This is a genomic window from Streptomyces sp. SAJ15 (genome assembly GCF_007595705.1).
In the GTDB taxonomy this organism is placed as follows: Bacteria; Actinomycetota; Actinomycetes; order Streptomycetales; family Streptomycetaceae; genus Streptomyces.
On record NZ_NISY01000002.1, the window covers coordinates 528662 to 552250 of the forward strand.

The 23589-nt window shown below is 73.9% G+C and carries 19 protein-coding genes; 9 read left to right on the top strand and 10 right to left on the bottom strand.

The genetic code is table 11. From position 1 onward, the window contains the following. The first annotated feature begins 7 nt into the window (after window positions 1-7). Entirely contained in the window at window positions 8-697 is a 690-nt protein-coding gene (locus CD790_RS07720; RefSeq protein ID WP_260867404.1) for a pyridoxamine 5'-phosphate oxidase family protein, read from the top strand. Window positions 698-788: 91 nt separating this feature from the next. Here CD790_RS07720 and CD790_RS07725 read toward each other — a convergent pair whose 3' ends face one another. Continuing rightward, window positions 789-1142 carry a cupin domain-containing protein gene (locus tag CD790_RS07725; RefSeq protein ID WP_144382278.1) on the bottom strand — a complete coding sequence of 118 codons (354 nt, stop codon included), beginning with the start codon at window positions 1140-1142 and terminating at the stop codon, window positions 789-791. Window positions 1143-1314: 172 nt separating this feature from the next. Between CD790_RS07725 and CD790_RS07730 the strand changes: the two genes are divergently transcribed. The 3 genes from CD790_RS07730 (at window position 1315) to CD790_RS07735 (ending at window position 4362) form a co-directional block, all read left to right on the top strand. Beyond that, complete coding sequence (locus CD790_RS07730) at window positions 1315-2169, top strand: effector-associated domain 2-containing protein (protein ID WP_144382279.1); 855 nt, start codon at window positions 1315-1317, stop codon at window positions 2167-2169. A 122-nt stretch (window positions 2170-2291) separates the two neighbouring features. Next, window positions 2292-2456 (top strand): hypothetical protein, encoded by a 165-nt coding sequence (locus tag CD790_RS34460; RefSeq protein ID WP_186318919.1) that lies wholly within the window; start codon window positions 2292-2294, stop codon window positions 2454-2456. Then, window positions 2443-4362, top strand: coding sequence for an HEXXH motif domain-containing protein (locus CD790_RS07735; RefSeq protein ID WP_186318920.1), 1920 nt, complete (start codon window positions 2443-2445; stop codon window positions 4360-4362). The genes CD790_RS34460 and CD790_RS07735 overlap by 14 nt, the downstream gene beginning before the upstream one ends. A gap of 45 nt (window positions 4363-4407) precedes the next feature. Here the strand turns inward: CD790_RS07735 and fxsT are convergent, their stop codons facing one another. From fxsT to CD790_RS07755, 4 genes are all read right to left on the bottom strand, one after another. After that, window positions 4408-9087 (bottom strand): FxSxx-COOH system tetratricopeptide repeat protein, encoded by a 4680-nt coding sequence (gene fxsT / locus CD790_RS07740; protein ID WP_260867405.1) that lies wholly within the window; start codon window positions 9085-9087, stop codon window positions 4408-4410. Further along, complete coding sequence (locus CD790_RS07745; protein ID WP_144382282.1) at window positions 9080-10204, bottom strand: MoxR family ATPase; 1125 nt, start codon at window positions 10202-10204, stop codon at window positions 9080-9082. The genes fxsT and CD790_RS07745 overlap by 8 nt, the downstream gene beginning before the upstream one ends. Next, window positions 10201-11793, bottom strand: a complete 1593-nt coding sequence (locus CD790_RS07750; protein WP_260867406.1) for an effector-associated domain 2-containing protein — start codon at window positions 11791-11793, stop codon at window positions 10201-10203. The genes CD790_RS07745 and CD790_RS07750 overlap by 4 nt, the downstream gene beginning before the upstream one ends. 582 nt (window positions 11794-12375) lie before the next feature. After that, window positions 12376-13845, bottom strand: a complete 1470-nt coding sequence (locus CD790_RS07755; protein WP_144382284.1) for an aldehyde dehydrogenase family protein — start codon at window positions 13843-13845, stop codon at window positions 12376-12378. Window positions 13846-14240: 395 nt separating this feature from the next. On the opposite strand from CD790_RS07755, the gene CD790_RS07760 reads away from it, so the two are divergent. Then, complete coding sequence (locus CD790_RS07760; protein ID WP_144382285.1) at window positions 14241-16145, top strand: protein-arginine deiminase domain-containing protein; 1905 nt, start codon at window positions 14241-14243, stop codon at window positions 16143-16145. A 196-nt stretch (window positions 16146-16341) separates the two neighbouring features. Here the strand turns inward: CD790_RS07760 and CD790_RS07765 are convergent, their stop codons facing one another. Continuing rightward, window positions 16342-18171 (bottom strand): helix-turn-helix domain-containing protein, encoded by a 1830-nt coding sequence (locus CD790_RS07765; protein ID WP_186318921.1) that lies wholly within the window; start codon window positions 18169-18171, stop codon window positions 16342-16344. Window positions 18172-18386: 215 nt separating this feature from the next. Here CD790_RS07765 and CD790_RS07770 point away from each other — a divergent pair, with 215 nt between their 5' ends. Then, the gene (locus CD790_RS07770) at window positions 18387-19019 is read left to right on the top strand and encodes a hypothetical protein (RefSeq protein ID WP_144382287.1); all 633 of its coding nucleotides are present in this window, start codon (window positions 18387-18389) and stop codon (window positions 19017-19019) included. A gap of 98 nt (window positions 19020-19117) precedes the next feature. Then, a complete protein-coding gene (locus tag CD790_RS07775) occupies window positions 19118-19795 on the top strand; it encodes a GPP34 family phosphoprotein (RefSeq protein ID WP_144382288.1) in 678 nt (225 codons plus the stop codon). A gap of 19 nt (window positions 19796-19814) precedes the next feature. On the opposite strand, the gene CD790_RS07780 is transcribed toward CD790_RS07775, so the two are convergent. From CD790_RS07780 to CD790_RS07790, 3 genes are all read right to left on the bottom strand, one after another. Then, window positions 19815-20228: an SsgA family sporulation/cell division regulator gene (locus CD790_RS07780; protein WP_144382289.1), complete on the bottom strand. Its 414-nt coding sequence runs from the start codon at window positions 20226-20228 to the stop codon at window positions 19815-19817. A gap of 139 nt (window positions 20229-20367) precedes the next feature. After that, the gene (locus CD790_RS07785; protein WP_144382290.1) at window positions 20368-20814 is read right to left on the bottom strand and encodes a (4Fe-4S)-binding protein; all 447 of its coding nucleotides are present in this window, start codon (window positions 20812-20814) and stop codon (window positions 20368-20370) included. A gap of 5 nt (window positions 20815-20819) precedes the next feature. Then, window positions 20820-21122 carry a GNAT family N-acetyltransferase gene (locus tag CD790_RS07790; protein ID WP_144382291.1) on the bottom strand — a complete coding sequence of 101 codons (303 nt, stop codon included), beginning with the start codon at window positions 21120-21122 and terminating at the stop codon, window positions 20820-20822. A 109-nt stretch (window positions 21123-21231) separates the two neighbouring features. On the opposite strand from CD790_RS07790, the gene CD790_RS07795 reads away from it, so the two are divergent. Then, window positions 21232-22293, top strand: a complete 1062-nt coding sequence (locus CD790_RS07795; protein WP_144382292.1) for a YCF48-related protein — start codon at window positions 21232-21234, stop codon at window positions 22291-22293. A 211-nt stretch (window positions 22294-22504) separates the two neighbouring features. Here CD790_RS07795 and CD790_RS07800 read toward each other — a convergent pair whose 3' ends face one another. Further along, window positions 22505-22801 carry a YciI family protein gene (locus CD790_RS07800; protein ID WP_144382293.1) on the bottom strand — a complete coding sequence of 99 codons (297 nt, stop codon included), beginning with the start codon at window positions 22799-22801 and terminating at the stop codon, window positions 22505-22507. Window positions 22802-22861: 60 nt separating this feature from the next. Here CD790_RS07800 and CD790_RS07805 point away from each other — a divergent pair, with 60 nt between their 5' ends. Beyond that, window positions 22862-23569, top strand: coding sequence for an endonuclease V (locus CD790_RS07805; protein WP_144382294.1), 708 nt, complete (start codon window positions 22862-22864; stop codon window positions 23567-23569). Window positions 23570-23589 lie beyond the last annotated feature (20 nt).

The following is a 23589-nucleotide window of genomic DNA, read 5'->3' on the forward strand; positions in this document are numbered from 1 at the left end:
GTCAGTCGTGAGGGAAGAACCAGAGCTGTCCGCCGGGCCGCGGCTGGCGGTCACCGAACGCACCCGGCTCCGCCGGGCACGAGAGAAAGGACGCACCGCCCGCGCCGATCTCGACGAGGTTCTCGCCGCCGGATTCCTCTGCCATCTCGGGGTGGTGGTCGACGGCGTTCCCATGGTCGTGCCCACGGTTTACGGAGTCGACGGCGACACGCTTTATCTGCACGGCTCCGTCGCCAGTCGAAGCCTTGTCCAGGCACCCGATTCCACGGTGTGTGTAACGGTGACCCAGGTCGATGGAATCGTCCTCGCCCGCTCGGTTTTCGAGCACAGCATCAATTACCGCAGCGCCATGGTCTACGGAATTCCACGGGCGGTCACAGAACCGGAGGAGAAACTGGCCGGGCTGCGTGCGCTCACCGAGCGGTGCGCCCCCGGCCAGTGGGACTACGCACGGCGCCCCAACCGCCGGGAGCTGGCCGCCACCACGCTGCTCGCGCTGAACCTGGACGAGGCGTCGGTCAAGGTCCGCACCGGCCCGCCGGACGACGGCGACGGACCCGACGCCGCACTGGGCCTGTGGGCCGGGGTGGTGCCGGTGACCACGGTCCACGGCGCCCCGCTGCCGGACCCGGCGCTGCCGGCGGACGTCGACATACCGCCCCACATCGGCGCGTTGGCGCGACGCGGGCCGCGCTGACCCCCGCATGTCATCCCCGCGCGGGGCCGCGGCGACCCGCTGAACACCGCGACGTGGTCGGGTTCCCGTACGGGAACCCGACCACGCGCCGTCACGCTATGCCCGGCTTGCCGCCCCACCACAGCGACAGGAAGACCACCGGCTCGTCCCCGTCGTTCACCAACAGGTGCTTCTCGTGCGGCGGAATGAAGACCGAGTCCCCGAACTTCACCCGCCGGCGCTCACCCGCCACCTCGAGCTCCCCGGAACCCGAGACGATATAGAACAACTCGGACTCGCCGTCCGGATTGACGTGTTCGGACATCGTGGTGTGCGGTGGCACGATGACCCACGCCCCGCCCTCATACGGCTCGTCCGCACCGTCGAAACGCGGCAGCCGCTGCGCCTTGACGTTGTAGTCGGGCTCAAACTTCAGATCGGACGACTCCCAGCTGTGAACGTGCATTGCGTGTCCCTCTTTTCAGGTCCGCGATACGGCGATTGCAGCGGAATTCAGCATAGGAAATCCACGGGTCGCTGTCACCGATTCCGTGAGTGTTTTCGCACACCATCTACCGCCGGCTGACGCACACTTGACGAGGTGACGGGAAATCGGAGTCGGCAAGGGGGCGAGCGGGATGACGACGGGCCTGCGGATCCGGGCGGTTCTGGTGGGCGTGGAGGTCTGCGCCGAGGAGCCCTCCTGGCGGGCTGACGGGGCGGTGGGGGACGTGCTGGACTGCGCGCGCCGGCTCCGGGCCGCCGGGCTGGAGCCGGAGGATGTGGCCCTGCTGCTGTCGGGGTCTTCGGAGGTGGAGGCGGCCGCGGGCCCCGAGTGGGGACCGTCGCTTCGGCCCGCGGGCCGAGTGACGGTCCACGAGGCGCTGTTCGACGATCCCGCGGTGTGCCGCGCGGACGCCCTGCTGCTCGTCTGGTCCGGGCCGGCACTCGCCCAACTCGACGGTCGCCGACGGCTGTTGTGCGCGGACGCCACGGCGGGCGCGCCGCACGGTCTCGACCCGGACACGGCGCTCGCCGGCCGCCACCCCGGCCTTGTGCCGTCCGCCGCGCTGCGCGACTGGCTGGCCGAAATCCGTCGGCCGCCCCGCGCGACTCCCGCCCCGGGCCCCGCGGCCGCGCCGTACCACCACATCGCCGCCTTCCGCCGGGTGATCGCCGCGGGTGCGGGGTCGCACCGCGGGCCGGTGCTCCGCCCCGCCGCGGCCCGGCGCCGACGCCTCGTCCTGGCCCTGGAGGCCGTCCCGGCGATGGTCGACCCGACCACCCGCGAGCTGGTCCTCGGCCTGCTGCCGGCCGAGATCGCCACCGGCGTGCCGCGCTCGCCGGCGACCCGCACCCAACTCGTCGATCTGCTCGACGTCTGCGCGCTCTTCCCGGGCGGACTCGACCTGCTCTGCGAGGCGATCGGCGCGGTGGACTCCGGGACCCCGGCGCTGGACGCGTTCCGGCGCGCGGCGATGGCTCCCGACTGATCGGAACACGTCAATTTTGGGCGAAAGTCTGTCCGAGAGACGGGGTTTCCGGTCTCGGCGGCCGGGGACATCATGAGTGCAGCGGGCCGAGCCCGGCCCGGACGCTGGGAGGACGCCACACGATGGACCAGGCCGCCGCCGCTATCGAGTCCGAGCTTCTCGATCTCGGGGAAGTCACCCTTGAACAGCTCCGCGCGCTGGACGCTCCAGAGCGGGACGAGCACAAGAGGCGGCTCTTGCGGAGACTCGACCTTCGTGACGTCAGCAGCGGCAGTGAAGGCTCGTGACCTAGGGCCGCATCTGCGCGCGGGCGCGCCGCGGCACGGGCTTACGCTGACGCAGTTCGACGCGCTCGCCGCCGGAGGCGGAGACGTCGACGTGTTCAAGCGGCTGTGGGAGGCCGAGCGCAGCCACCGCATGCTGCTGTTGGACCTCCTCATGGACATGCAGGCCGAGCGGCTGGAGGTGGCCGGTCCGCTCCCTGAGGCGGAGCGCGCCTGGGAGCTGCTGGTCGCCGCGGAGCGACGCGACCGCGTCGAGGTCGAGAGGGTCCTCCTGCTGCCCGAGACGGGTTTGTGGCTGATGGACGTGCTGCGCCGGTTAAGGGACCCGCGGCACCGTGCTGATGGCGCGGCGCCGCTCTGGGTCGAGACAGGGCATCTCCACGCGCTGGCGGCAGCGGCGGCGATACGCGCCGGACTGGACTTCTCGCTGCCCGTACCCGCACGATCCGGCGCGGTCTGGCTGCCGTCGGTCGGTCGGGCGCTCCTTCCCGACCAGCCCGTCTGGAGCGTGGCCCAGGTCGAGTTCGGCTCGGGGCGGCTGTCGCTGCGCGGCGCCGTCGGGCCGCCGATGAGGGTACCCCTGCCGTCGGAGCGGGCCTCGACGGGCTGGCAGCCGCCTCGACGCCTCGACCTGGACCCGCGGGGGGAGTCTCGGCCCGTGGTGCTGGACGACCTGGGGCACCACCACATCATGCCGACACCGCCGGAGGCCCTGACCGACGCCTCGGCGGAGTGCTGGGAGACCCGCCTGCGGGCGGCCTGGGCCCTGCTGCGGGAGGCGGACCCCCAGTCCGCGGTCGACATCGCCGGGTTTCTCCGCTCCATCGAGCCGCTTCCCGCCAGGGACGCGCACCGCTCGACGAGCGCGACCTCCGGCGACGGAGTCGGCAGACTCGCCGCGAACGAGCAGCGGAGTGGCACCCAACTCGCCTCGGTGCTCACCCATGAGGTCCAGCACAGCAAGCTCAGTGCCCTGATGCACATGTACGCGCTGTGCGACTCCGACGACGCGTCACTCCTCTACGCCCCGTGGCGCAACGATCCCCGGCCGCTGCGGGGGGTTCTGCAGGGTGTGTACGCCTTCACGGCGGTGGCACGGTTCTGGAGGGGATACTGCGGGCGCTACTCGGCCGAGGGCGGTCACCACCTCGACCCGGCCCGGTTCGAGTACGGACTGCGCAGGCTCCAGCTGCTGCGCGCCCTTCCCGCTCTCCGGTCCGAGCCCGCACTCACCCGGCTGGGGGTGCGACTGGTGGACCGGTTGACCGAGACGGTCACGCGATGGCGGGACGAACCGCTGCCGCGTCGAGTCCTCGTCAGGGCCAGGGCCGCCGCCGACGACCATGCGATGGGCTGGCGGCTGCACCATCTGGAGCCGGCCGGCGAACTGACGACGTGCCTGGCCGATGCCTGGCTGACGAACCCGAGCCGGCCGCCTGATCGCCTGCCGCGCGGCGAGCCGCGCCTGCGGGCGGACCCGCAGGTGCCCGACCTCGACGTCCGGGCGGTGCTCTTTCGCAGATCGCTGGCGGACGCGCGGGCCCTGGAGCGGGACGGGGCCGCGGAGTCGGACGCGGATGTTCTGCCACCGGGGGCACGGACGGCCGACGTCCGGCTCGCCCTGGGCGACACCTTGGGCGCCCGGCGCCGCTACGAAGCCGAGATCAGCCGCGCGCTGGAGTGCGGGGAGACCCCGCCGCGGGACGCGTGGCGTGCGACCGTGGGTGCGTGGGCCGGGCTCGGGCTGGTCGCCGGCGCCGAGGGGAGCTGGTACGCGGCCCACGCGCTCCGCGAGAGGCCGGAACTGGTGGCGGCGGTCCACCGCGCCGTGTCGCTGCGGAACGGAGCCCCGTCGCCGCTGTCCCTGGCCGACTGGCTGGGCAGGGCCCTGGCGGCTCCGTCCGGCTGACAGACGGAGCCGGGCCGTCCCGCGGCCCCGTCGGCGACCGGAGGACTACAACGGCATGGGATCGACGTCGCAATTGGCGCGGCGCCACGCCACGGCGTCGCTCCAAGCCGGATGCTGGGTACCGAGGGTGCCGGCCAGCCCTTCGACGACCTCCGTGTGCAGGGCCTCCGCCTCGTCGATCCTGCCCAACGCCCTGAGGTCCTGGGCGAGGTTGCTCTTCAGGGCCAGCGCCGAGGGGTGGGTGTCGTCGAAGACGGCGACGGTGGCCTCCAGGGTCTCCCGGTCCATCACGCACGCCTGTGTCACCTCGCCCTGCGCGAACAGGTCGCTGGCGAGATTGGTCAGGCACACCAGCGTGTTGGGGTGGCGATCCCCGAGGTGGGCCCGACTGCGTTCCAGGGCCGACTCGTTGAGCTTGCGTGCCGTGTCCACCTTGTTCAGCAGGCGGTAGGTGATGGCGAGGTTCACGTCGGCGGCGCTCGTGTGCGGGTGATCCGGGCCGAGGACCTGGGCGTAGAGATCCCTGGTCTGCTCGCCCAGCCGGAGCGAGTCGCTGAGGTCGCCCATCTGCCGCAGATCCAGTGAGAGGCTGAGTGCGGCCGCCAGCACCTCGGGGTGGCGGGTTCCGTACCGGTCGGTGAGCGCCTTGCGTACATGGCTGGTGAGTTCGGTGGCCCGCTCGTGCTGTCCGGCCTTGCGCAGCGAGACGCCGAGCCGGGTCAGCGCCCTCATGGTGTGCGGGCTGTTCTCCCCGTACCCGCCGCGGTACTTCTCCACGATCGACTCGAAGAGCTGCGCCGCCACCGCGTACTCGCCGAGCTCCCGTCGGTCGAGCGCCACGCTCATCTCGGTGAGCAGGCTGCTCAGCGCCTCCTGCCCGTACACCTGCGACTTGCGCTGCCACGTCTGCTGGTCGAGCTCCAGCGCACCGCGGAGGTCGCCGTTGAGCCGCAGGCACAGACCGAGGTTGTGGGCGTGCAGCAGGGTCTCGGGGTCGTCGTCCCCGTAGGCCCGCATGGCTCGGTCGTAGACCTCCCGGTCCAGGACCAGCGCCTGCGCGAACTCGCCTCGGGCGCGCAGGTCGATGGCCACCTGGCCCTTCGCTCGGAGCAGCTCCTCCTCGGCGCCGCTGTCGGCGTCGGCCTGCTGCTCCAGCTCCGCCAGCATGCGCTGGTTGAGGTCCGCCGCCTCCTGGTAGCGGCCCATCGTCCACAGGACGAAGCGCAGATGCCGGCCCAGCGTCAGCGTCTGCCGGTCGCCCTCGCCGTACAGCTCCACCCACAGGTCGTAGACGCGCTGGCCGAACTCGCGGGCCCCCTCGTGATCGCCCCAGAAGAAGAGGTACTCGACGATCGAGCAGACACTCTGCCGGACGGTCCGCGAGTCCGACCGCATCGCGTCGGAGACGAGGATGTGCGGGTAGAGCTCACCGAACCGCGGCCAGTGGTCCGAGTCCTGCGCGTCCCGCGGGGTGTTGGCCGCCAGCAGCAGATGGGCCCCGTGCCGCATCCGCTGCCGCTGCTCGTCGGTCATGCGGGCGATGAGCACGGCCTGCACCAGACGGTGCATCTGGATGGAGTTCGTCCGGTGGTCGATCTTGGCGAGGGAGTAGCGGTTGATCTCCCGGATGGCGCGGCCCAGGCGTAGCGGGTCGGTGAGCGCGCGGTCCAGGTCCGGGGCGATCGGCTCGACGGCCGCTCCGGAGAAGAGCGAACGGGCGATCGGCTCCGGCGCGAAGTAGGAGCAGACCTGGAGGAGCTGCAGCGCGGCCGCGTTCTTCCGCTCCAGGTGGTCCAGGGAGACGTTCCACGCGGTGGCCACCGTCTCCTCGTAGTGCGTCGGCGGCGACACGGTCATCAGCTCCGCCCGCTTCTCCTCGAACAGCCGCAGATACTCCGAGGCCGGCATCCCGGTCTCGGCACGCCAGGCGGAGGCCTGCTCGACGGCGAGCGGGAGGTCGCCGAGGATCTCGGCCAGCTGGTCGGCCTCCTCCTCGGGTAGGTCCGGGTTCCGGCGCTGGAGCAGATGGATGCTCTCCGACCGCTCGAAGACGTCGACTTCCAGGGGGTGCGCCAGGGTCTCCCATTGCGGATTGCGTGAGGTCACGAGAATGGATCCGATCGGGCTGCTGCCGGGACTGGTGGGGAAGTACTCCCGCACCGCCTCCGGGCTCTCGGCGTTATCAAACACCAGCAGCCAATTGCTGTACGGTACACCGGTCCGCAGGGCTTCGAGTACGGCCGGGACGGCCGTGATGGCCTCGCCGGTGACCGGGAGATTCAGCCGTCGTGCGAGTTCGACGAGCGCCTGCGCGATCTGCGTCGGGCGCTCCGCGGGAATCCACCAGACGATGTCGTATTGGGCCGCGTGTCGATAAACATATTCCAGGGCCAGTTGGGATTTACCGACGCCGCCCATGCCGTGGAGGGCGTGCGGGAGCACCGCGGTGGGCCCCTCGCTGAGTTCGCGCTCCAATTGGAGGAGAAGTTCGTCGCGCCCCGTGAAGACGAGGTTCCGAGGTGGCATGTTTCCCCATACGGCAGGCCGCACGCCCGGTGCCCGAAGGTGCGAGACCTGGCCGGCGCCCGCCGCCGGAGGTGTTGGCGCCGGGGAAACCGTGGTCACTGTCATGCCTCCTAGAGGTGCGCCGATTCCGCCCACACCTCCCCGGGACGAGGGAATGGGTGCGCCTTCGGAGTCGTTCCGGTTGTCGGGCGTTCCTGGGGGATTCACTGTGCCAGAAACCTCACTGGTAATAGGCGGGACATAGGTGCTATTCGCCCGGCCAGCCGAATCAACGGAGTGATGAGGGCGATCCGTGTGAAACGGTCGGTCCAGGGTGGAGGCGAAGCTCTCGATCAAACCTCGGAGTTGGCGTGCGCGGCGTAGGTGGGAGCCCGAAAGGGCTTGGAGAACGGCGTACTCGACTTCCCTGAAGCGCAGGTTGTCCCGGTTCACCTCGGGCGTCTGCGAGGGGGCCCCGCCGTCGAGGTGGGCCAGCAGGTCCCGGGCCGCGCCGCTGTGCGGCGCGAGGATCTCCGCCGCGGTCCGCGAGGCCATCCGGGTCGCCTGCCGGGTGCTGGACGCGAGGAGCTCCTCGCGGACTCCGGCGTGCAGCGAGAAGGACCGTTCGCCGCTGCCGGGCAGCGGCTCGACGAGACCGCTCATCAGGAATTCAGCCAGATGGGCCGGGCCCGTCTGGGGCAGGGTGTGACGCTGGACGGAGGAGATGACCGGCAGGTCGAGCTGGACCGCGGCCAGCCGGATGGCCAGGTCGAACGCCTCGGGCGAGGCCCAGACCCGGAACCGGCTCACCCGTTCGGCCGCGCTCAGCACCCGCGGCGTCCGGTCCGCAGGCGCCGGCTCGGCCGGCTCCGGGACCGTCCAGGGCCCCGCCAGCACGGCCGCCACCTCGGCCCAGCGCGGCCACCTGCCGGCGACGAAGCGAACCCAGGGGGCGATCCAGTCGCCGGAGACCTCCAGGACGGGGATCGGGACGAGATGCCGGAACGCGCTCGCTCCCGGCCGGGCGCCGGAGAGCGCCTCCGGCCGCCAGGTCCGTTCCGGATCCCGGTACGGGGCCGGGGGCTCGGCCCCCGCGAACTCCCAGCCGACCCGCCCCTGCGCCGGCCAGGGCCCGGAGGCGGACAGCCGCACCCGCTCGGGGGCGATCCCGGTGCGCTGCCACAGCCGTTGCGGAAGGGTGTGCAGCACGGCCACCGGCTGGTGCCGCGACCAGGCGGCCAGCACGCTCTGCACCGCGCCCGTGCGCCAGCCGGGCGCCAGCCCGTCGGAGAGCACCAGCACGATGCGCCGCCCGGACGGATCCACCAGGCTCTGCCACGGCTGCGCCCGCCCCGCCCGGCCGGGCCCGCGCAGCACCAGCCCCGCCGGGGTGGAGCCGGAGGCGTCCAGCGACCGCAGCTCGACGTCGCGGAGGCCCCCGTAGCGCCGCAGCGCCCCGGCGAGCCGCCGCGCGGTGCCGCGCCAGAGGCCCAGCGCGGCGGTGTCCACCAGCAGGACGGCGCTCCAGAACGGCTCCAGGCCCGGCCGCAGCAGCGGCGGTAGGTGCGGGGCCTGCGCCAGCCGCTCGGCCGTGCCCTCCTCGTCCACCCGCAGCTCCCGCGCCGAGCGGACCCGCCGGCGCAGCGGGCGTAACGCCCGGCCGAGCGCGGCCGCTTCCGCGCCGGGCGGCACGGCGGGCCCCGGGCGCCGCCGCAGCGGCGCGGGGCCGTCGGCGGGGTCCCCGGCGCCCAGCGCGGCGCCCGGCCCCGAGGCGGCAAGCGCTTGTTCCCGCGCAGCCCGACCGGCGGGCGGGGGCGCGGCACCGCCCGGGGCCGGGCCGTCGTCGACCGCGGCGGCGTCCGGCGGGGCCCCGGACGGGTCCGCGGCCGGCTCGCCCGGCGCCCGGTCCGCCGCCGCGGTGTCCGTGCCGACCTCACCGCCGTCGGCGTCCGCGTCGGGCGGCGGCGCCCCGGTGTCGTGTTCCTCAGCCGCCGGGGGCCCGGCGTCGTCCGCCGGGGCGTCGCCCGGGGGCGGCGCGGGACGGGGCGGCCGGCCGTAGTCGGCCAGCCGGGGGTGGTGCACGGCGAGCCACAGTGCCTCGGCCACCTCGTGGGGGTGCAGGTCGGACACCGTCAGGCGTTCGTGGGCGCCGGTGGTGGCGGGCTCCTCCACCCGCCGCCCCGCCTGTGGACCTCCCGGCGCCGACGGCAGATCAAGCACGCTGATCCGCCTCATCGGTCTCGCCGGTCAACGGGTGCCAGACGGACCGCAGCACCGCTCGCCACTCGGCGTCGTCCCCCGCGGTGGAGGAGTAGGCGCCGGACGTCGCCAGATGAGCCGCGTTCAGCAGCTGGTCGGCGGCGAGCCCGTGGGCTTCTTCGCTGCGCATCATGAAGTCGCGGATGAGTTCTCTCGGTATGTCGCCGAGCCGGTCGCCGAAGTGGGCGGCGACCAGCTCCCCCAGCGCCTGCGGGTCCGGGTCCGGAACATCCAAGCGCAGACAGCGTCGGAGGAACGCCTCCGGGAACTCGCGCTCGCCGTTGGAGGTCATGACGACGATGGGGAAAGTCCGAGTTCGGACGTGCCCCTCCACGATCGGGGCGGTCCGCCCGGGATCCGCCGTATGGACGACGACCGTCGGCGACTGGCGCTTCACCCGCACGAGCGGCGGCACGCTGTACCAGCCGTCCTCGAACAGGGTCAGCAGGTCGTTCGGCAGGTCCACGTCGCCCTTGTCGATCTCGTCGATGAGCAGCACGCGCGGCAGCCGGTGGGGCAGCAGCGCGGTGCCCAGCGGGCCGAGCTGGATGAAGTCGCCGATGTCCGTGGGCGCGTGGGCGGCCTCCGGTTCCGCGTCCACCGCCGTGCCGGGGCGCGCCCGCGCCGCGTACCACGCCTGGCCGGCCTGGGCGCGGCCGATCACGTCGTACTCGAAGAGCCCCGACTCCAGCGTCGTGCGGCTGGTCACCGGCCATTGGAGCACCCGCCCCAGCCGCAGCTCACGGGCGATGCGGTAGGCGAGCGCGGACTTGCCCACCCCGGGACGACCCGAGACGAGAAGCGGCCGGCGGAGCAGGATCGCCGCGTTGACCAGCCGGACCTCGGCGTCCGGCGGCTGCCGCTCCGCGCCGACCGGACCCAGCCGGCGGTCCGGCTCGTCGTCCTCGGGCGGCGCGGGCAGACAGGGACCGCCGTTGAAGGTCCGCCAGCGCGGGCCCTCCGGCCAGGTCCGCTCCTCGTAGGGGACATCGGGCAGCACGTCTCCCGTGCCCCGGTACGGCAGCCCGCCCGCCGCGCCCGGGGTCTCGGTGTCGTGGCCGCTCTCCGACGCGTTCAATCGAACCCTCCTACGAAGGTCGCGGGAGCACTCGGTCCGTCAAGGAGGTGCGCTGGGTCGTCCCAGATGATGCTGAGGTTCTTGATGACAGCTGATTCGGGTGAGTCGATGCCACCGGCGGCGGAGTCGCACTTCCACTCTCGCGCACGAACCGGAAGCTTGGATAGACCCTCATCGGTCACCGTCAGCGCCTCCCTGACGAGGCTTCGGAACTCCGCCGAACCGCTGTCCCGACGGTGGTGGATGAGGACCGGGACGCCCAGGTCCAGGCCGAGACCCAGCTCGCGCAGGCCCAGCCCGCCGCGCGGCTGCGGCGGCTCGCTGAGCACCATCCCGGCGATGTCCTCCTGCTTGCCGATGCGCGCGTCCAACAGCGCCAGATGCTCCTCGGGCCGCCGCCCCTCCGGGTCGCACCAGTGCACCTCGCCGCCCTCCGGACGGCTCTGCCAGCGGGCCCAGCGCATCCGCCAGGCGTGGTGCAGGCTGCGTCGCTGGACCCGCTCCAGGCTGTGCAGGACGATCTCCGGATACTTGCTCAACAGCGGGTTGGCGTATCCGAGTCGGGGATTGCGGTCGTACCACTCGACGGGCTCGTTCAGCAGCTCGTTGGGGAGGAAGAAGTCCAGGACGACACCCTCGGCGCGGGAGCGCCACAGCTCCGACATCGAGGTCAGGACCTGGGCGACGGCGGCCGGGAGCCGGTTGCGGGGGACGGAGTCCGGGGGCTCGCCCCCGGGCTCCTGGTGGAGCTGCGCGGACTCGACGTACTTCACCCGGGTGGACAGCCGGTAGCGCTGCTCCCGGCGGCCCTGGCGGCGGGTGCCGGAGTCGGCGGGGGTCAGGTCCGGGGCGACCTTGATGTAGACCCTGATCACCGGCTGGCCGCCGGCGTCGACGGCGGGGTCGCTCGCTCTGGCCGGATCGACGCCTTCGTGTGGCGCGCCGTCCGCCGCCCCGGTGGACGACCCGGCGCGCTCCGCTCGTCCCGGACCGCGCGGCCGGGAGAGCGCGGCGCGCAGCGCGAGGAGCCCGTTCGGCCCCTCCCGAAGCCCCCAGGACTCGGCGTGCCGGTCGTTCCAGGCGCGTAACTCCCCGACCACGGAGGCGAGATCGGCGTGGACCGCCAGGTGTTCCAGCAGCGCCATGCTGGGCGGCAGGCCGTCCGGGGGCGCGTTGCGACAGGCGAGGTGGACGAAGGCGTGCCAGGCGGTGGTGCAGTGCGTCGGCAGCCGGTACCGGTCCCCGCACACCTCGGCCACCAGCGCGGGCAGCTCCGGCAGCCCGATGTCGAGCGCCGCCCGCAGCGCCGACCAGCCGTGGTCGCCGTAGAGGTCCACCGAGTGCCACTCGTCGACCAGCGGCCGCAGCCGGTGCGAGATGGCGGGGGCGACGAAGTGCGTGACGTCCAACAGCAGTTCGAGCCCGCCCTCGTGCTCCCCGCAGGCGCGCACCGCCTCGATGTACTCCTGCCGGGGGGTGGGGTAGGGGTCCAGCTCCAGGTCGTCGAAGGCCTCGGACAGCTCGCGGCGCCACTGATGGCGCCCGCGGGCGTCGTTCAGTGCGGCTGCCGCTCCCAATACGTCCACCATCTCTCCCAGCACCCGGCGGCGCGCGGAATTCCTTGAGAACCGCTGTGGCACGTGCGTCCCCCCTCGCACCCGCTTGCAGCTCCCGGCGTGCAACCGCTCCCACGCCGATCCCGGCGAGAGCGTTCAGCGTAGAGGAGAGCACCTCCGCCGGACACCGTCGAGCGCTTTCCGAAATCCCTCATGCTGCCCTGTCGACGGCGGGTTGGGATAGGGCGCGATCGCCCGGCCAGCGTCGGCACGGCGCAGCCGACGGCCGCCCGCCGTAGTGGATCACGTCCGCATCGCGGACAGTTGCGCCGGGCGCCGCGTCCCCCGCTCGGTCATCCGGCCGTCAGCCGGTGCGCCGAACGGCCGGTCGCCGCCTCGGCCATCCGGCGGGGCGCCCCGCCCGCCCGCCCGCGCCCCGTCGCCCGCGCCCGGTGGTCCGCCCGGCTCTTCGCTCCGGCCGCACCACGCGCGGTCGTCCGCCCGGCCGGAACAGACGAGCTTGAGGGAGGCGCCGGTCCGGCGGGAGGAAGGCCCGTGGAGCGGGGCGCGCGGGCGGTCCGTCGTCCTCCGGGCGGTCCTCGCGGGTCGGTGGCGTCACTCGAACCACCGCAGCGGGCTGGGCGCGGTGTTGTGCCAGATGTGCTTGGCCTCCTGGTACTCCGCCAGGCCCGCCGGGCCCAGCTCCCGTCCCACGCCGGACTGCTTCATGCCGCCCCACTCGGCCTGCGGCACATAGGGGTGGAAGTCGTTGATCCAGACCGTGCCGGCGCGCAGCCGGGAGGCGACCCGGTGGGCCAGCCCCGGGTCCCGCGTCCACACCGCGCCGGCCAGCCCGTAGACGGTGTCGTTGGCGAGCGCGACCGCCTCCGCCTCGCCGTGGAAGCGCTCCACGGTGAGGACCGGCCCGAAGGACTCCTCCCGTACGACGGTCATCCCGGGGGCGCACTCGTCCAGCACGGTCGGCAGGTAGTACCAGCCGTTCCGCAGCTCCGGGTCGGCCGGGCGGGCCCCGCCGCAGCGCAGCACCGCGCCCTCGGCCAGGCCCGCCGCCACATACGCCTCGACCTTCTCACGGTGCGCGGCGGAGATCAGCGGCCCGGCGCGGGCCCGCTCGTCGAAGGGGCCGCCGAGCCGTATCCGCCGCGCCCGGGCCACCAGTTCGTCGACGAACGCGTCGTGCAGCGGGTCCTCGACCAGCAGCCGGGCGCCGGCCGAGCAGACCTGGCCGGAGTGGAGGAAGACGGCCGTGAGCGCGTAGTCGACGGCGGTGTCGAAGTCGGCGTCGGCGAAGACGATGTCGGGGTTCTTGCCGCCGAGCTCCAGCGCGACCTTCTTCACGGTGGACGCGGCGGCCGCCATGACGCGCCGCCCGGTGGCCGGCCCACCGGTGAAGGACACCATGTCCACCCGCTCGTCCACGGTCAGCGGCCCGCCCACGGTCGGGCCCGCGCCCAGCACCAGGTTGGCCGTCCCGGCCGGCAGCCCGGCCTCCGCCAGCAGGCGCATCAGTCCGATGGCGGTGTGCGGGGTCGGCTCGCTGGGCTTGTGGACGAAGGTGTTTCCGGCGGCCAGCGCGGGGGCGACCTTCCAGGCGGTCTGGAGCAGCGGGTAGTTCCACGGGGTGATCAGCACGCAGACCCCGACCGGCTCGTGGACCACCCGGCTCTCGGTGTCCGCCCCGCCGGTGGCCACCACCCGGTCGCCGGCGCCGACGGCGGCCAGCTGTCCGAAGTAGCGGAAGCAGGCCGCGACGTCGTCGATGTCGATCTGGCTCTCGACATAGCGCTTCCCGGTGTCCAGGGACTCCGCGCGGGCCAGCCGGGCCTTGTCGCGCTCCAGCAACTCGGCGACGCGCAGCAGCAGTCGGCCGCGTTCGGCGGCGGGGGTGCCGGGCCAGGGCCCGCGGTCGAAGGCGTCGCGGGCGGCCGCGACGGCCGCCGCCGCGTCCTTGGGCCCCGCCTCGTCCACGGTGGCGACCAGACTGCCGTCCGCCGGACAGCGGATGTCCCGCACCCGCCCGTCGACGGCGGCGGTCCACTCGCCCCCGATGAACAGCTCCGGCATGGCTGGCCTCCGGGCTCGGTGGGAGGGCTCCGCCGCACGGCCTCCGTACGTCACCTCTACGGAACCGCGCGGTGTGCAGCCCCTACGGCGAGCGTAGGCGGCCCGCACCGGGCGCGCACGACGGGCTGCTCCCCCCCGCCGGCACGGGCCCATGGGTCGAACGGCGGCGGCCGCCGCCACCCGCCCGCTCCTGTCAAGAGCCCGGCGAACGACATTCCGCTTGACCGTGCCCTCCTGCGGGTGGAGCCGTCGCCCCACCGGTCAGGGCGGTGGATACCGCCACGGGCGGGTCTTGGCACCCTCTCCCGCCACAGGAGCAACGCGCGTCGCCGCGACGCCCTCCTCCCTCTCGGACACCCCGACACGCGACACACCGAGAAGGGACGCATGTGCGTATGAGACTTTCGGGACGGGCCGCCCTCGCCGTCGGCCTGGCCGGGGCCGTACTGGCCCCCGTCACCCCCGCGTTCGCCGCGCCGCCGCCCGTCACGGCGGACCTGCGGGCGGACGTCGACCGCAACGGCCGCGTGGACATCACCGGCACCGGCGACCAGACCGGTGAGGACACCTGGTCGGCGGGGCGCGGCGCGGTCTTCCTGCCCAACATCGACGACGACGCCAAGCGCTGCCGCACCACCGGACCCGACGGCAAGCCGCTCAGCGACGCCAAGCTCGCCAAGTGCAACGACGCCGCCGACACCACGGTGAACGGCGCCGCCGACGCCAAGGACCTGGCCCGGCTGCGCACCGTGCCGATGGCCCAGGCACCCAAGGACGCCTCCGGCACCGTCCGCGTCACCGGCAAGGGCGCCAAGCACGCCCGACTGTTCATCAAGCGCGCCGGTGGCTGGACCGCGGTCACGGCCAAGACCACCCTCACCGCCGCCGAGCTGCGCGCCGGAGTGGAGCTGGGCCTGGAGGGCACCGACGTGGTGCGCGACCGCGCGGTGTGGGACGGCAGCGCGGTGGTCGAGCTGAAGGTGACCGCCGGTTCCACCACCACCAGCGACAAGGTCACCCTGCACGTGGCCCCGCTGCTCACCCAGCACCACCTGCAGCGCGCCCAGCGGATGCTGGTCACCGAGATCCAGGGCAAGGGCCCGTTCTCCCGCGCCCAGCAGAAGTTCGTGAAGGACCTGGACACCCAGGCCAAGAAGGCCGGTGTCAAGCAGTCCACGGTGAAGTTCACCAAGTACGGCGACATCTGGGCGCAGGACTTCGTCGAGCCCGCGTACGCCGGCATGACGGGCGAGGACGGCAGGCCGCGCACCATACGGATCATGCTGCGCTCCGCGCAGCCGGACCGCGAAGCCGGCCGCGAGCTCTTCGAGAAGCTGCGCGGCCCGGACATGGGCGTCGTCCAGGTCACCGGGGTCAAGGACTCCGAGGAGTGGACCCTGAACTCCATGGGCAACCTGGAGACCATCCCGCCCTACACCCACGGCGGCCGTTCCTACCCGGCCGGACGCATCATCATGGGCGAGCGCAAGGACACCGGTTCCAAGCCCGCCAAGGCGATGCGCACGCTGCTCGCCTCGCAGGGCCTCCAGAACCCGCTGTTCCTGGACACCTCCTGGCTGCACGTGGGCCACGTGGACGAGTTCGTGCAGTTCCTGCCCGCGCCCGGCACCCCGCGCGGGTGGCGGATCGGCGTCGCCGACCCCGACGCCGGGATGAAGCTGCTGCGCGACGCGAAGGCCGCCGGGCACGGCAAGACCAAGATGTTCTCGGTCAAGGGCTTCGAGGGCATGCCCGCCCCGAAGGAGACCATCGACCAGACGCTCGCCGACAAGAAGCTGCGCGCCGACAACGCCCTCGCGGCGAAGCGGATCAAGGCCAACCTGGAGGTCCTCAAGCGCGAGACCGGCGTCACCGACGCCGAGATCGTGCGGGTGCCCGCGCTCTTCACCCGCGGCACCGACGAGGGCGTCGCGGCGGACCGGATGCCGCTGCTGCGCCGGATCGGCGGCTCGGCCGACACCCCGGAGGCGGTGCGGGAGTACGGCCAGCAGCGCGAGCTGGGCAAGCCGACCGGCCCGTCGGTGATGACCAGCGCCTATGTGCCCGGCGCGGTCAACGGGGTGCTGCTCGGCCCGGACCGCTACCTCGCGCCCAGGCAGTGGGGGCCGGTGATCGGCGGCAAGGACATCTTCACCCAGGCGGTGACCGCCGCCTACCGCAAGGCCGGGTTCAAGGTGTCGTACATCGACGACTACTACACCTACCACCTGGGCATGGGCGAGGTGCACTGCGGCACCAACACCCTGAGGGACACCACGAAGCCGTGGTGGCGTCCGTAGGTCGGGCGGTGTGGGCCACGGGTCCGCGGAGGCCGGCGGCCCCGCGTCGGCCATAGGCCCGCGCAGATCGACTGCCCCGCGTCGGCCATGGGCCCCGCGTGGCCGCGGGCCCGGAGAGACCAGGGTCTGCCGCGCCCGTCGCGTCCTCGGACGCGGCGGGCGCGCGTCGTCTCCGGTGCCGGCGGCCGGCCGCCGTTCAGTCGGTGTTCAGCGCCCAGGCGCGCCGGTCCAGCCAGTAGCCGTACTCCGGGCGGCCCTCGACCCCGCTGGTGCGGAACGGCACGCCGCCGTCGTCGATCTGGATCGTTCCCTTCCGATCGCCGCTCGTCCAGTCCAGCTCCAGGTACCAGCGGCAGTCGCACCCCGAGGTGCGGGCGTCGATCCGCAGCACCTCCGGGTCGGTCGCGGACACCCGGTAGGGGAAGCGGACGGCCGGGATGGTGCGCTCGCCGTCGAAGCCGTCCTCGGGCCTCGGCCGCGGGCGGTTCGCGTCCAGGTCGACGGAGAAGGCGCGCGGGGTGATCGCGTCGCCGCAGCCGTTGCTCATGGCGTACGAGGACCAGGCCGGCGGTGGGCGCCGCCCCACCACGCGTACGTGCAGGTCCTGGAGGACCACGGCCGTCTCGGAGCGACCCTGCACGGTCACCTCGACGCTGGTCGACCCGCCGTGCACCGCGTGGTGCGTGGCCGCCCACGGTGCCGCGTCCTGCTCGACCGGCGGCGGGGCGACCTCGGCCGGCGGCCGGTCGATGAGGTAGCGGTGGTCGCAGCCGTTCTCCCAGACGTGTGAGCGGGTGGTGACGGAGAGCGGGGTGCCCCGGCCGCTCGTGCCGCCGGACCCGCCCGCGCCGGATCCGCCGGACGGCCGGGCCGGTGGGGCGTACGTCGGCTGCCCGCCGTCGCGCCCCCGCCCCGGGGGCTCCTCCGCCGTCCGCACGCCCTGGGCGGGCCGTCGCCCCGGCTCGGGGGAGGTCGTGGCGGAGGGGGAGGGGGGCTCGGGGGAGGGGGCGCCCCCGGCGCGAGGCGTGGCCGAGGCGCTCGGCACCGGCCGGCCCGCCCGCGTCGCGCCGTCGCCCTCCCGTGCGTTCGGCCGTACCTCCGCTGCGGTGATCCCCAGCACCACCGCCGCGGCCGTGCCGACCATCAGCGCCCAGGGCAGCGCCCGCCGCCCTCGTGCGGCGGGCGCCGGCACGGCGGCCAGGCGGGGCGCCACCAGGACGCCGCCCGCCGGGGCCCCGGCGTTCTCGCCCGCGGCCGGCTCCGTCCCGTCCGCGCCCCGGCCAGGCTCCGCCCCCTCCGCGGCGGGGACCGGCAGCGGCACCACGCGCGCGGTCCGCGGGCGCGGATCCGCCTCGGCCTCCGGCTTCCGGCCGGGCCGTGCGGCCCCGGCGCCCGAGTCGCCGACGCCGATGGCCCGGCCCGTACGGCCATCCGACCCCGTACGGCCATCCGACCCCGTACGGCCGTCAGGTGCCGTACGGCCGTCCGGACCTGTGCGGCCGTCGGCTCCCGTGCGGGTATCGGCTCGGGTGCGGCCGTCGGGTTTCGTGTCGCCGTGAGACGGCGTACGGCCATGTGACGGCGTAGGGCGGTCGGCCGGCGTGGGGTCGTCAAGGGCCGTATGGCTGATGGACTCCGTAGGGTCGTCGGCCCGCGTGCGGCCATCCGACCCCGTACGGCCCTCGGCGCCTGTGCGGCCGTCGGCGCCGGTACGGCCCTCCGAACCCGCACCCGCAGCGCCCTCTGACCCCGTCACGCCGCGGGGCGCGCCGGTGCGGCGGGTGGCGTCGGCGCGGACCCAGAGCCGGTGCAGCCTGATCAGCTCCTCCGGGGTGGCCCCGCAGAGCCGGGCGAGGCGCTCCACGGGGGCGTAGTCCGTGGGCACGGCGTCGCCGTTGCAGTAGCGGTGCAGCGTCGAGGTGCTCAGGTGTAACCGGGCCGCGAGCGCGCCGTAGCTGCGTCCCGAACGTTCCTTCAACCCGCGCAGACACTCCGCGAACCGCCGTGTCTCCGTGCCCTCTGCCATGAAACCCCCCAAGCCTTCCCCTTGAACGACGTCGCGTCCCGCCGCGGCGTTCCACCCCGTCCGCATCTCCCCAAGTCAGCGCCGGTGCGGGCGTTCCAGCGTCCCGGATGTGCCGCTGACCGTTGTCGGCCCGCCGCGCCGCCGACCAGGCTGAGAGCCGTACCGCCGCGAGATTCCGCGGCGGTTCCCACCGACAGAAAGAGCGGGACACACCCATGCAGATGCGTAACCGGGCGATCCGCGCCGCCGTCGTGACGGTGGCGGCGGGCGCCGCCACCCTCGCGGTCGTGGCCGCCTCCGGCACCGCCCAGGCCCAGCCGCGCAAGGCGGCGACCGGCCCGGCGTTCCTGGCGCCCAAGGAGCTGCCGCCGCACGCCTCCTCCGCCTGGTCCGCGGGCGCCGTCACCGCCGGGCTGCCGGAGGCGCCGTTCTGCGTCGAGGACACCCTGCCGAAGGCCGGATCCTCGCACCGGCGGTTCTGGACCGAGTACGACACCGGCGCCACCCAGATCGTGGTGAGGACCAAGAGCGAGGCGGCGGCCAAGCAGCTCGCCGCGGCGGCCGAGAAGAAGATCCGCAACTGCGCCGCCGACTGGGAGCGGAAGTACCCCGAGGCCACCGCCTCGTGGCGCGACTACGGCACGCTCCCGGCCGAGGACGGCGCCCACGTCTACGGCGTCCACACCGAGTCCCCGGACTCCGAGCCCGGCATCCACCTCTTCGGCGTGGGCCGGGACCGCGCCACGGTGACCCTCGTCGACTGGGGGCAGATGGGCGACTACCGGCACGCCCCGGTGGCCGACTTCAAGCGGACCACCACCACGGCGGTCGTGAAGCTCCACCGCTGATCCGGCGGACCGCCGGGCCCGTGCGCGCACACCGGGTGCGCACGGGCTCGGCTGGCTATCGTCGGGGCAGGGGGCACACCGCACCTTCGGAGGCTCCGGTGCCCAACGGATCGTTCTCGCTCGCCGCCAAGCTCTACCTGCTCGCCTGGGACCCCGACACCGGCGAGCCGGGCTACGAGGGGCACCTGCCCTACCTGGTGCGGGCGGGGGCGCTGACCGAGCTGGTGCAGCGCGGCATGCTGGCCGACGCGGACGGCGCGCCCCGTCCGCTGCCGGACGCCGTCACCGGCGATCCACCGCTCGACGCGCTGCTGGAGCGCATCGCCGAGTCCCGGCCGCGCAGCTGGCCGTCCTGGGTGACCCACCGGGCGCGGTCCACCCTCGTCGGGGTGCGGGACGAGTTGGCGGCGGCGGGCTATCTGCGGCTGACCACCCGGCGGGCGCTGGGCCTCTTCCCGGTGAAGCGGGTCGCGCTGGAGCGCGCGGACGCGGTCCGGGCGCTGCGGGTGGACGCGCGGCGGGTGCTGCGCGAGGAGGAGGGGGTGGCCGAGGTCGCCGCCGAGGACGCGGCACTGATCGCCCTGGCCGCCGCCGGCGAGCTCCGTGCGGTCGTCACGGCGGACGACGCCAGGACCCGCAAGGCCCGGATCGTCGCTCTGGAGCAGCGCGGTCAGCGGGCCGCGCCCGGGGCGGCCAGGCCGGTCGCGGAGGTGCGGAGAGGGTTGGCCGTCGCGCTGAGCGGAGCGGTGACGACAGCCGCGGCCACCACTGGCTGAACCGTCGCTTCGGACCCCCTCAGGCGTCCCGGAGCAGCGCGGACAGCTCGCGGTCCAGATCGAGCAGCCCGCCCTCGCTGCCCTCGTCGACCAGCTCGTAGGAGCGGCTCAGGAAGCGCCGCAGGTCGGCGGTGGCGAACTGGACCATGGCCACGCCCTCCGTGGCGTGGAACTCGAGCATGGTCCGCTCGCGGCCGCAGGGCCACACCTGCACATCGCCGTTGCCGGCCGGGCCGCGCAGCCCGGCGGCGAGCAGCTCACGGCCGAACACCCACTCCACGCCGTCGCCGTCCAGCGAGGCGGCCGGCGGGAAGGAGACACGGACCGCGAACGGGTCCTCGGGCGCGTACCGCAGGGTCGCCGGGATGGCGCGAGCCTCGGGCGTCGACGCGATGAGGCGGGCCTGGACGGCTTGGTCGAACACGATGGACATCGCCGGCTCCCTTGCGATCGTTGCGGGTCGTTGCCCCTCTTCGGTGGGTAAGACGTCCAGACCATTCGAGCAGTGCATCCGAAACCCACGTGACGTGCGTCACTCTCCTTTGATTAATCGGATTATTTGCCTTTTAGGCTTATGAATCCAGGTCGGCGAGCGCGGCCTCTCCGCACGGGCCGGCGTGATCGCAGTACGGCGGGTTCCGGCTCTCGCCGCACCCGCACAGCGTCGCCCGCATCTCCCGGCGCGGTCCCTCGCCGGTCTCGACCAGCAGTTCACCGCGCACCACGAGTTGACCGCGGGGCGAGCGGGTGACCGAGGTCGGCCGTACGGGCTCCTCGGTGCGTCCGTCCGCCAGCTCGTAGCGCAGGGCGCCCGACGGACAGCGCCGGACGATGTCCGCGATCACCTCCACGGGTGCCGCGTCCGGCTGGATCCAGGGCCGTTTCCGGGTGTCGAAGACCTGCGGCAGCCCGCGCAGGCACTCGCCGGCGTGCAGACACCGCCGGGCCTCGAAGGTGACGGTGACGATGGTGCCCTCGTGCGGCCCGTCATAGGAGTAGGTCGTCACATGCTCGTTCATGGCCATCAGTCCGTCACCCGGCTGCGATTGGTGTAGGCGAGCGTCAAATACTCGGGATGGCGCGCCATCCAGCCCGAGATGAAGGGGCACGCGGCCAGGACCTCCAGTCCGTCGGCGCGGGCCGAGTCCAGTGCGGTGCGGGCCATCGCCGAACCGACGCCCTGCCCCTCGAAGGCGGGGTCCACCTCGGTGTGCACGAAGGCGATCAGATCGTGCGTGCGTATGTAGCGGGCGAAGCCGGCGAGCTCTCCGTCGAGGCGGGCCTCGAAGCGCTGCTCCTTCGGGACATCGGTGACCGTGAGTGTCATACGGTGCCTCTCCTCGCTCCCCCGCCCCACGATAGGAAGGCCGGACCGGTCCCGCGATTCGGCGTACACGCCGCCACCCGATGGGCTAGCTTCCGTCCCCATGAGGGGCATGGGGACGAGAAGCGCACTGGCGGCGGGCTTCTGCGCCGCGCTGTTGGCCACGGGGCTCGCCGCGCCGGCCGCGTCGGCCGCGCCGCAGCGTGATCCCGGGTGGCGGCTGACGGACACCGGCACCGACGCGCGGTTCCGCGGCCTGGCCGCCGTCAGCCGCGACACGGCCTGGGTGGCGGGGGCGAAGGGCACGGTGCTGCGCACCCGCGACGGCGGCCGCACATGGCGAAACGTATCGCCGCCCGGCGCCGAGGGCCTGGAGTTCCGGGACGTCGAGGCGTTCGACGCGCGGCGCGCCGTCGTGCTCGCCATCGGCGAGGGCGAGGCGTCCCGGGTGCTCCGTACGGAGGACGGGGGCGCCACCTGGACCGAAACCTTCCGCAACCCCGACCCGCGCGCCTTCTACGACTGCATGACCTTCTTCGACACCCGCAGCGGCCTCGCGCTCAGCGATCCGGTGGACGGCAGGTACCGCGTCCTGGCCACCGGGGACGGCGGGCGCAGCTGGCGGGTGCTGCCGTCGGACGGGATGCCGGCCGCCCAGCCGGGCGAGGCCGCGTTCGCCGCCGGCGGCCAGTGTCTGACCGGCTCCGGCCGGCACGCCTGGATCGCCACGGGCGGCGCCGCGACCGCCCGTGTCCTGCACTCCGCCGATCGGGGCCGCACCTGGAGCGTCGCCGACGCGCCCATCCCGGCGGGCGATCCCGCGCGCGGCGTCTTCGCACTCGCCTTCCGCGGCCGCCACGGGCTCGCCGTGGGCGGCGACTACCGCACCGGCCGGCCGTCTCCGCACGCCGCCGCGGTCAGTCGCGACGGCGGGACCGCCTGGACGCCCTCCCGGACCCCGCCCCCGGCCTACCGGTCCGGGGTCGCCTGGCTCCCGCACACCCGGGCCGCCGCCCTCGCCGTGGGCCCCACCGGCACCGACCTCACCACCGACGGCGGCCGCCGCTGGCGCACCGTGGACGACGGCTCGTACGACACGGTCGACTGCGCGCCGGACGGGGGGTGCTGGGCGTCGGGGGAGAAGGGCCGGGTGGCGCGGCTCAGCCGGCGCTGACCGGCGCCGGCCCGGCCGACGGCCTCAGCACCGGCCGGGGCGACCGCTCACGGGAACCCCACCCGACGGCCTCAGCGCGCCGGGACGACCGCACACGGCAGCTCCGGCCGACGGCCTCAGCACCCGCCGGACGACCGCTCACGGGAGCCCCGCCGAAAGCCCCGGCCGACAGGCCCGGCCGACGGCCTCAGCACCCCGCCGGGACGGCCGGTCACGCCAGCGTCTGGCGGTACTCCGTCAGCGCCGGCGCGGTCTTCGTGGCCACGAACTCCGTGATGCGGTAGGCGCACACCTCGGCGACCGTGAAGGGGTCCGTGGCCGCGATCCTCTCGATCGTCGCGCGGTCGTCGGCGACCGCGAGGATCACCCCGCCGTCGCGGGGCACCTTGCGCCCGGAGGCCACGAAGGTGCCCGCGGCGTACTGCTCCTCGAGCCAGGCGACGTGGTCGTCGAGGAGGGCGTCGACGCGGTCCATGGGTGCGGTGTAGGTGAGCTCCAGTACGAACATGATCACCAGGCTACGCCCGCCCGCCGCAAGCATGAGCGATTCCAGTAGCGTGAGCGCACCATGACGACGCCGCGAACCCCGATCGAACCGCCGGCCGACTGGCCCACCACCGAGGCCGAGGCCCTCGCCGCCCAGGACGGGCTGCGCACGCGCGTCGTCCGCGACGACGACGGCACCGCCCCGCGGCCGGGCACCGGCGTCGTCGTCGGGGTGGACGTGGCCTACGACGACGAGCGGGACGTGGTCGTGGCGGCGGCGGTCGCCCTCGACGGCGCCACGCTGGAGCCGGTCGAGGAGGTCACCGCCGTCGGCCGGGTCAGCTTCCCCTACGTGCCCGGCCTGCTGGCCTTCCGGGAACTGCCCACCGTGCTGGCCGCCCTGGACCGCCTCGCCCACACCCCCGACCTCGTCGTCTGCGACGGCTACGGCCTCGCCCACCCGCGCCGCCTCGGCCTCGCCAGCCACCTCGGCGTGGTCACCGGCCTGCCGTCCATCGGCGTCGCCAAGAACCCGTTCACCTTCCGCCACGAGGCGCCCGGCCCGCGCCGTGGCGACTCCTCCCCGCTCCTCGACGGAGATGAGGAGGTCGGCCGTGCGCTGCGCACCAGGGACGGTGTGAAGCCGGTCTTCGTCTCGGTCGGGCACAAGGTGAGCCTGGCCGACGCCTGTGCGCACACCCTCCACCTGGCGCGTGACTACCGACTGCCGGAGAGCACACGGCGCGCCGACTCGCTGTGCCGCAGGGCACTGCTGGCGTGGCAGGATTGACCGTCGTTCAGGGGGAGCGA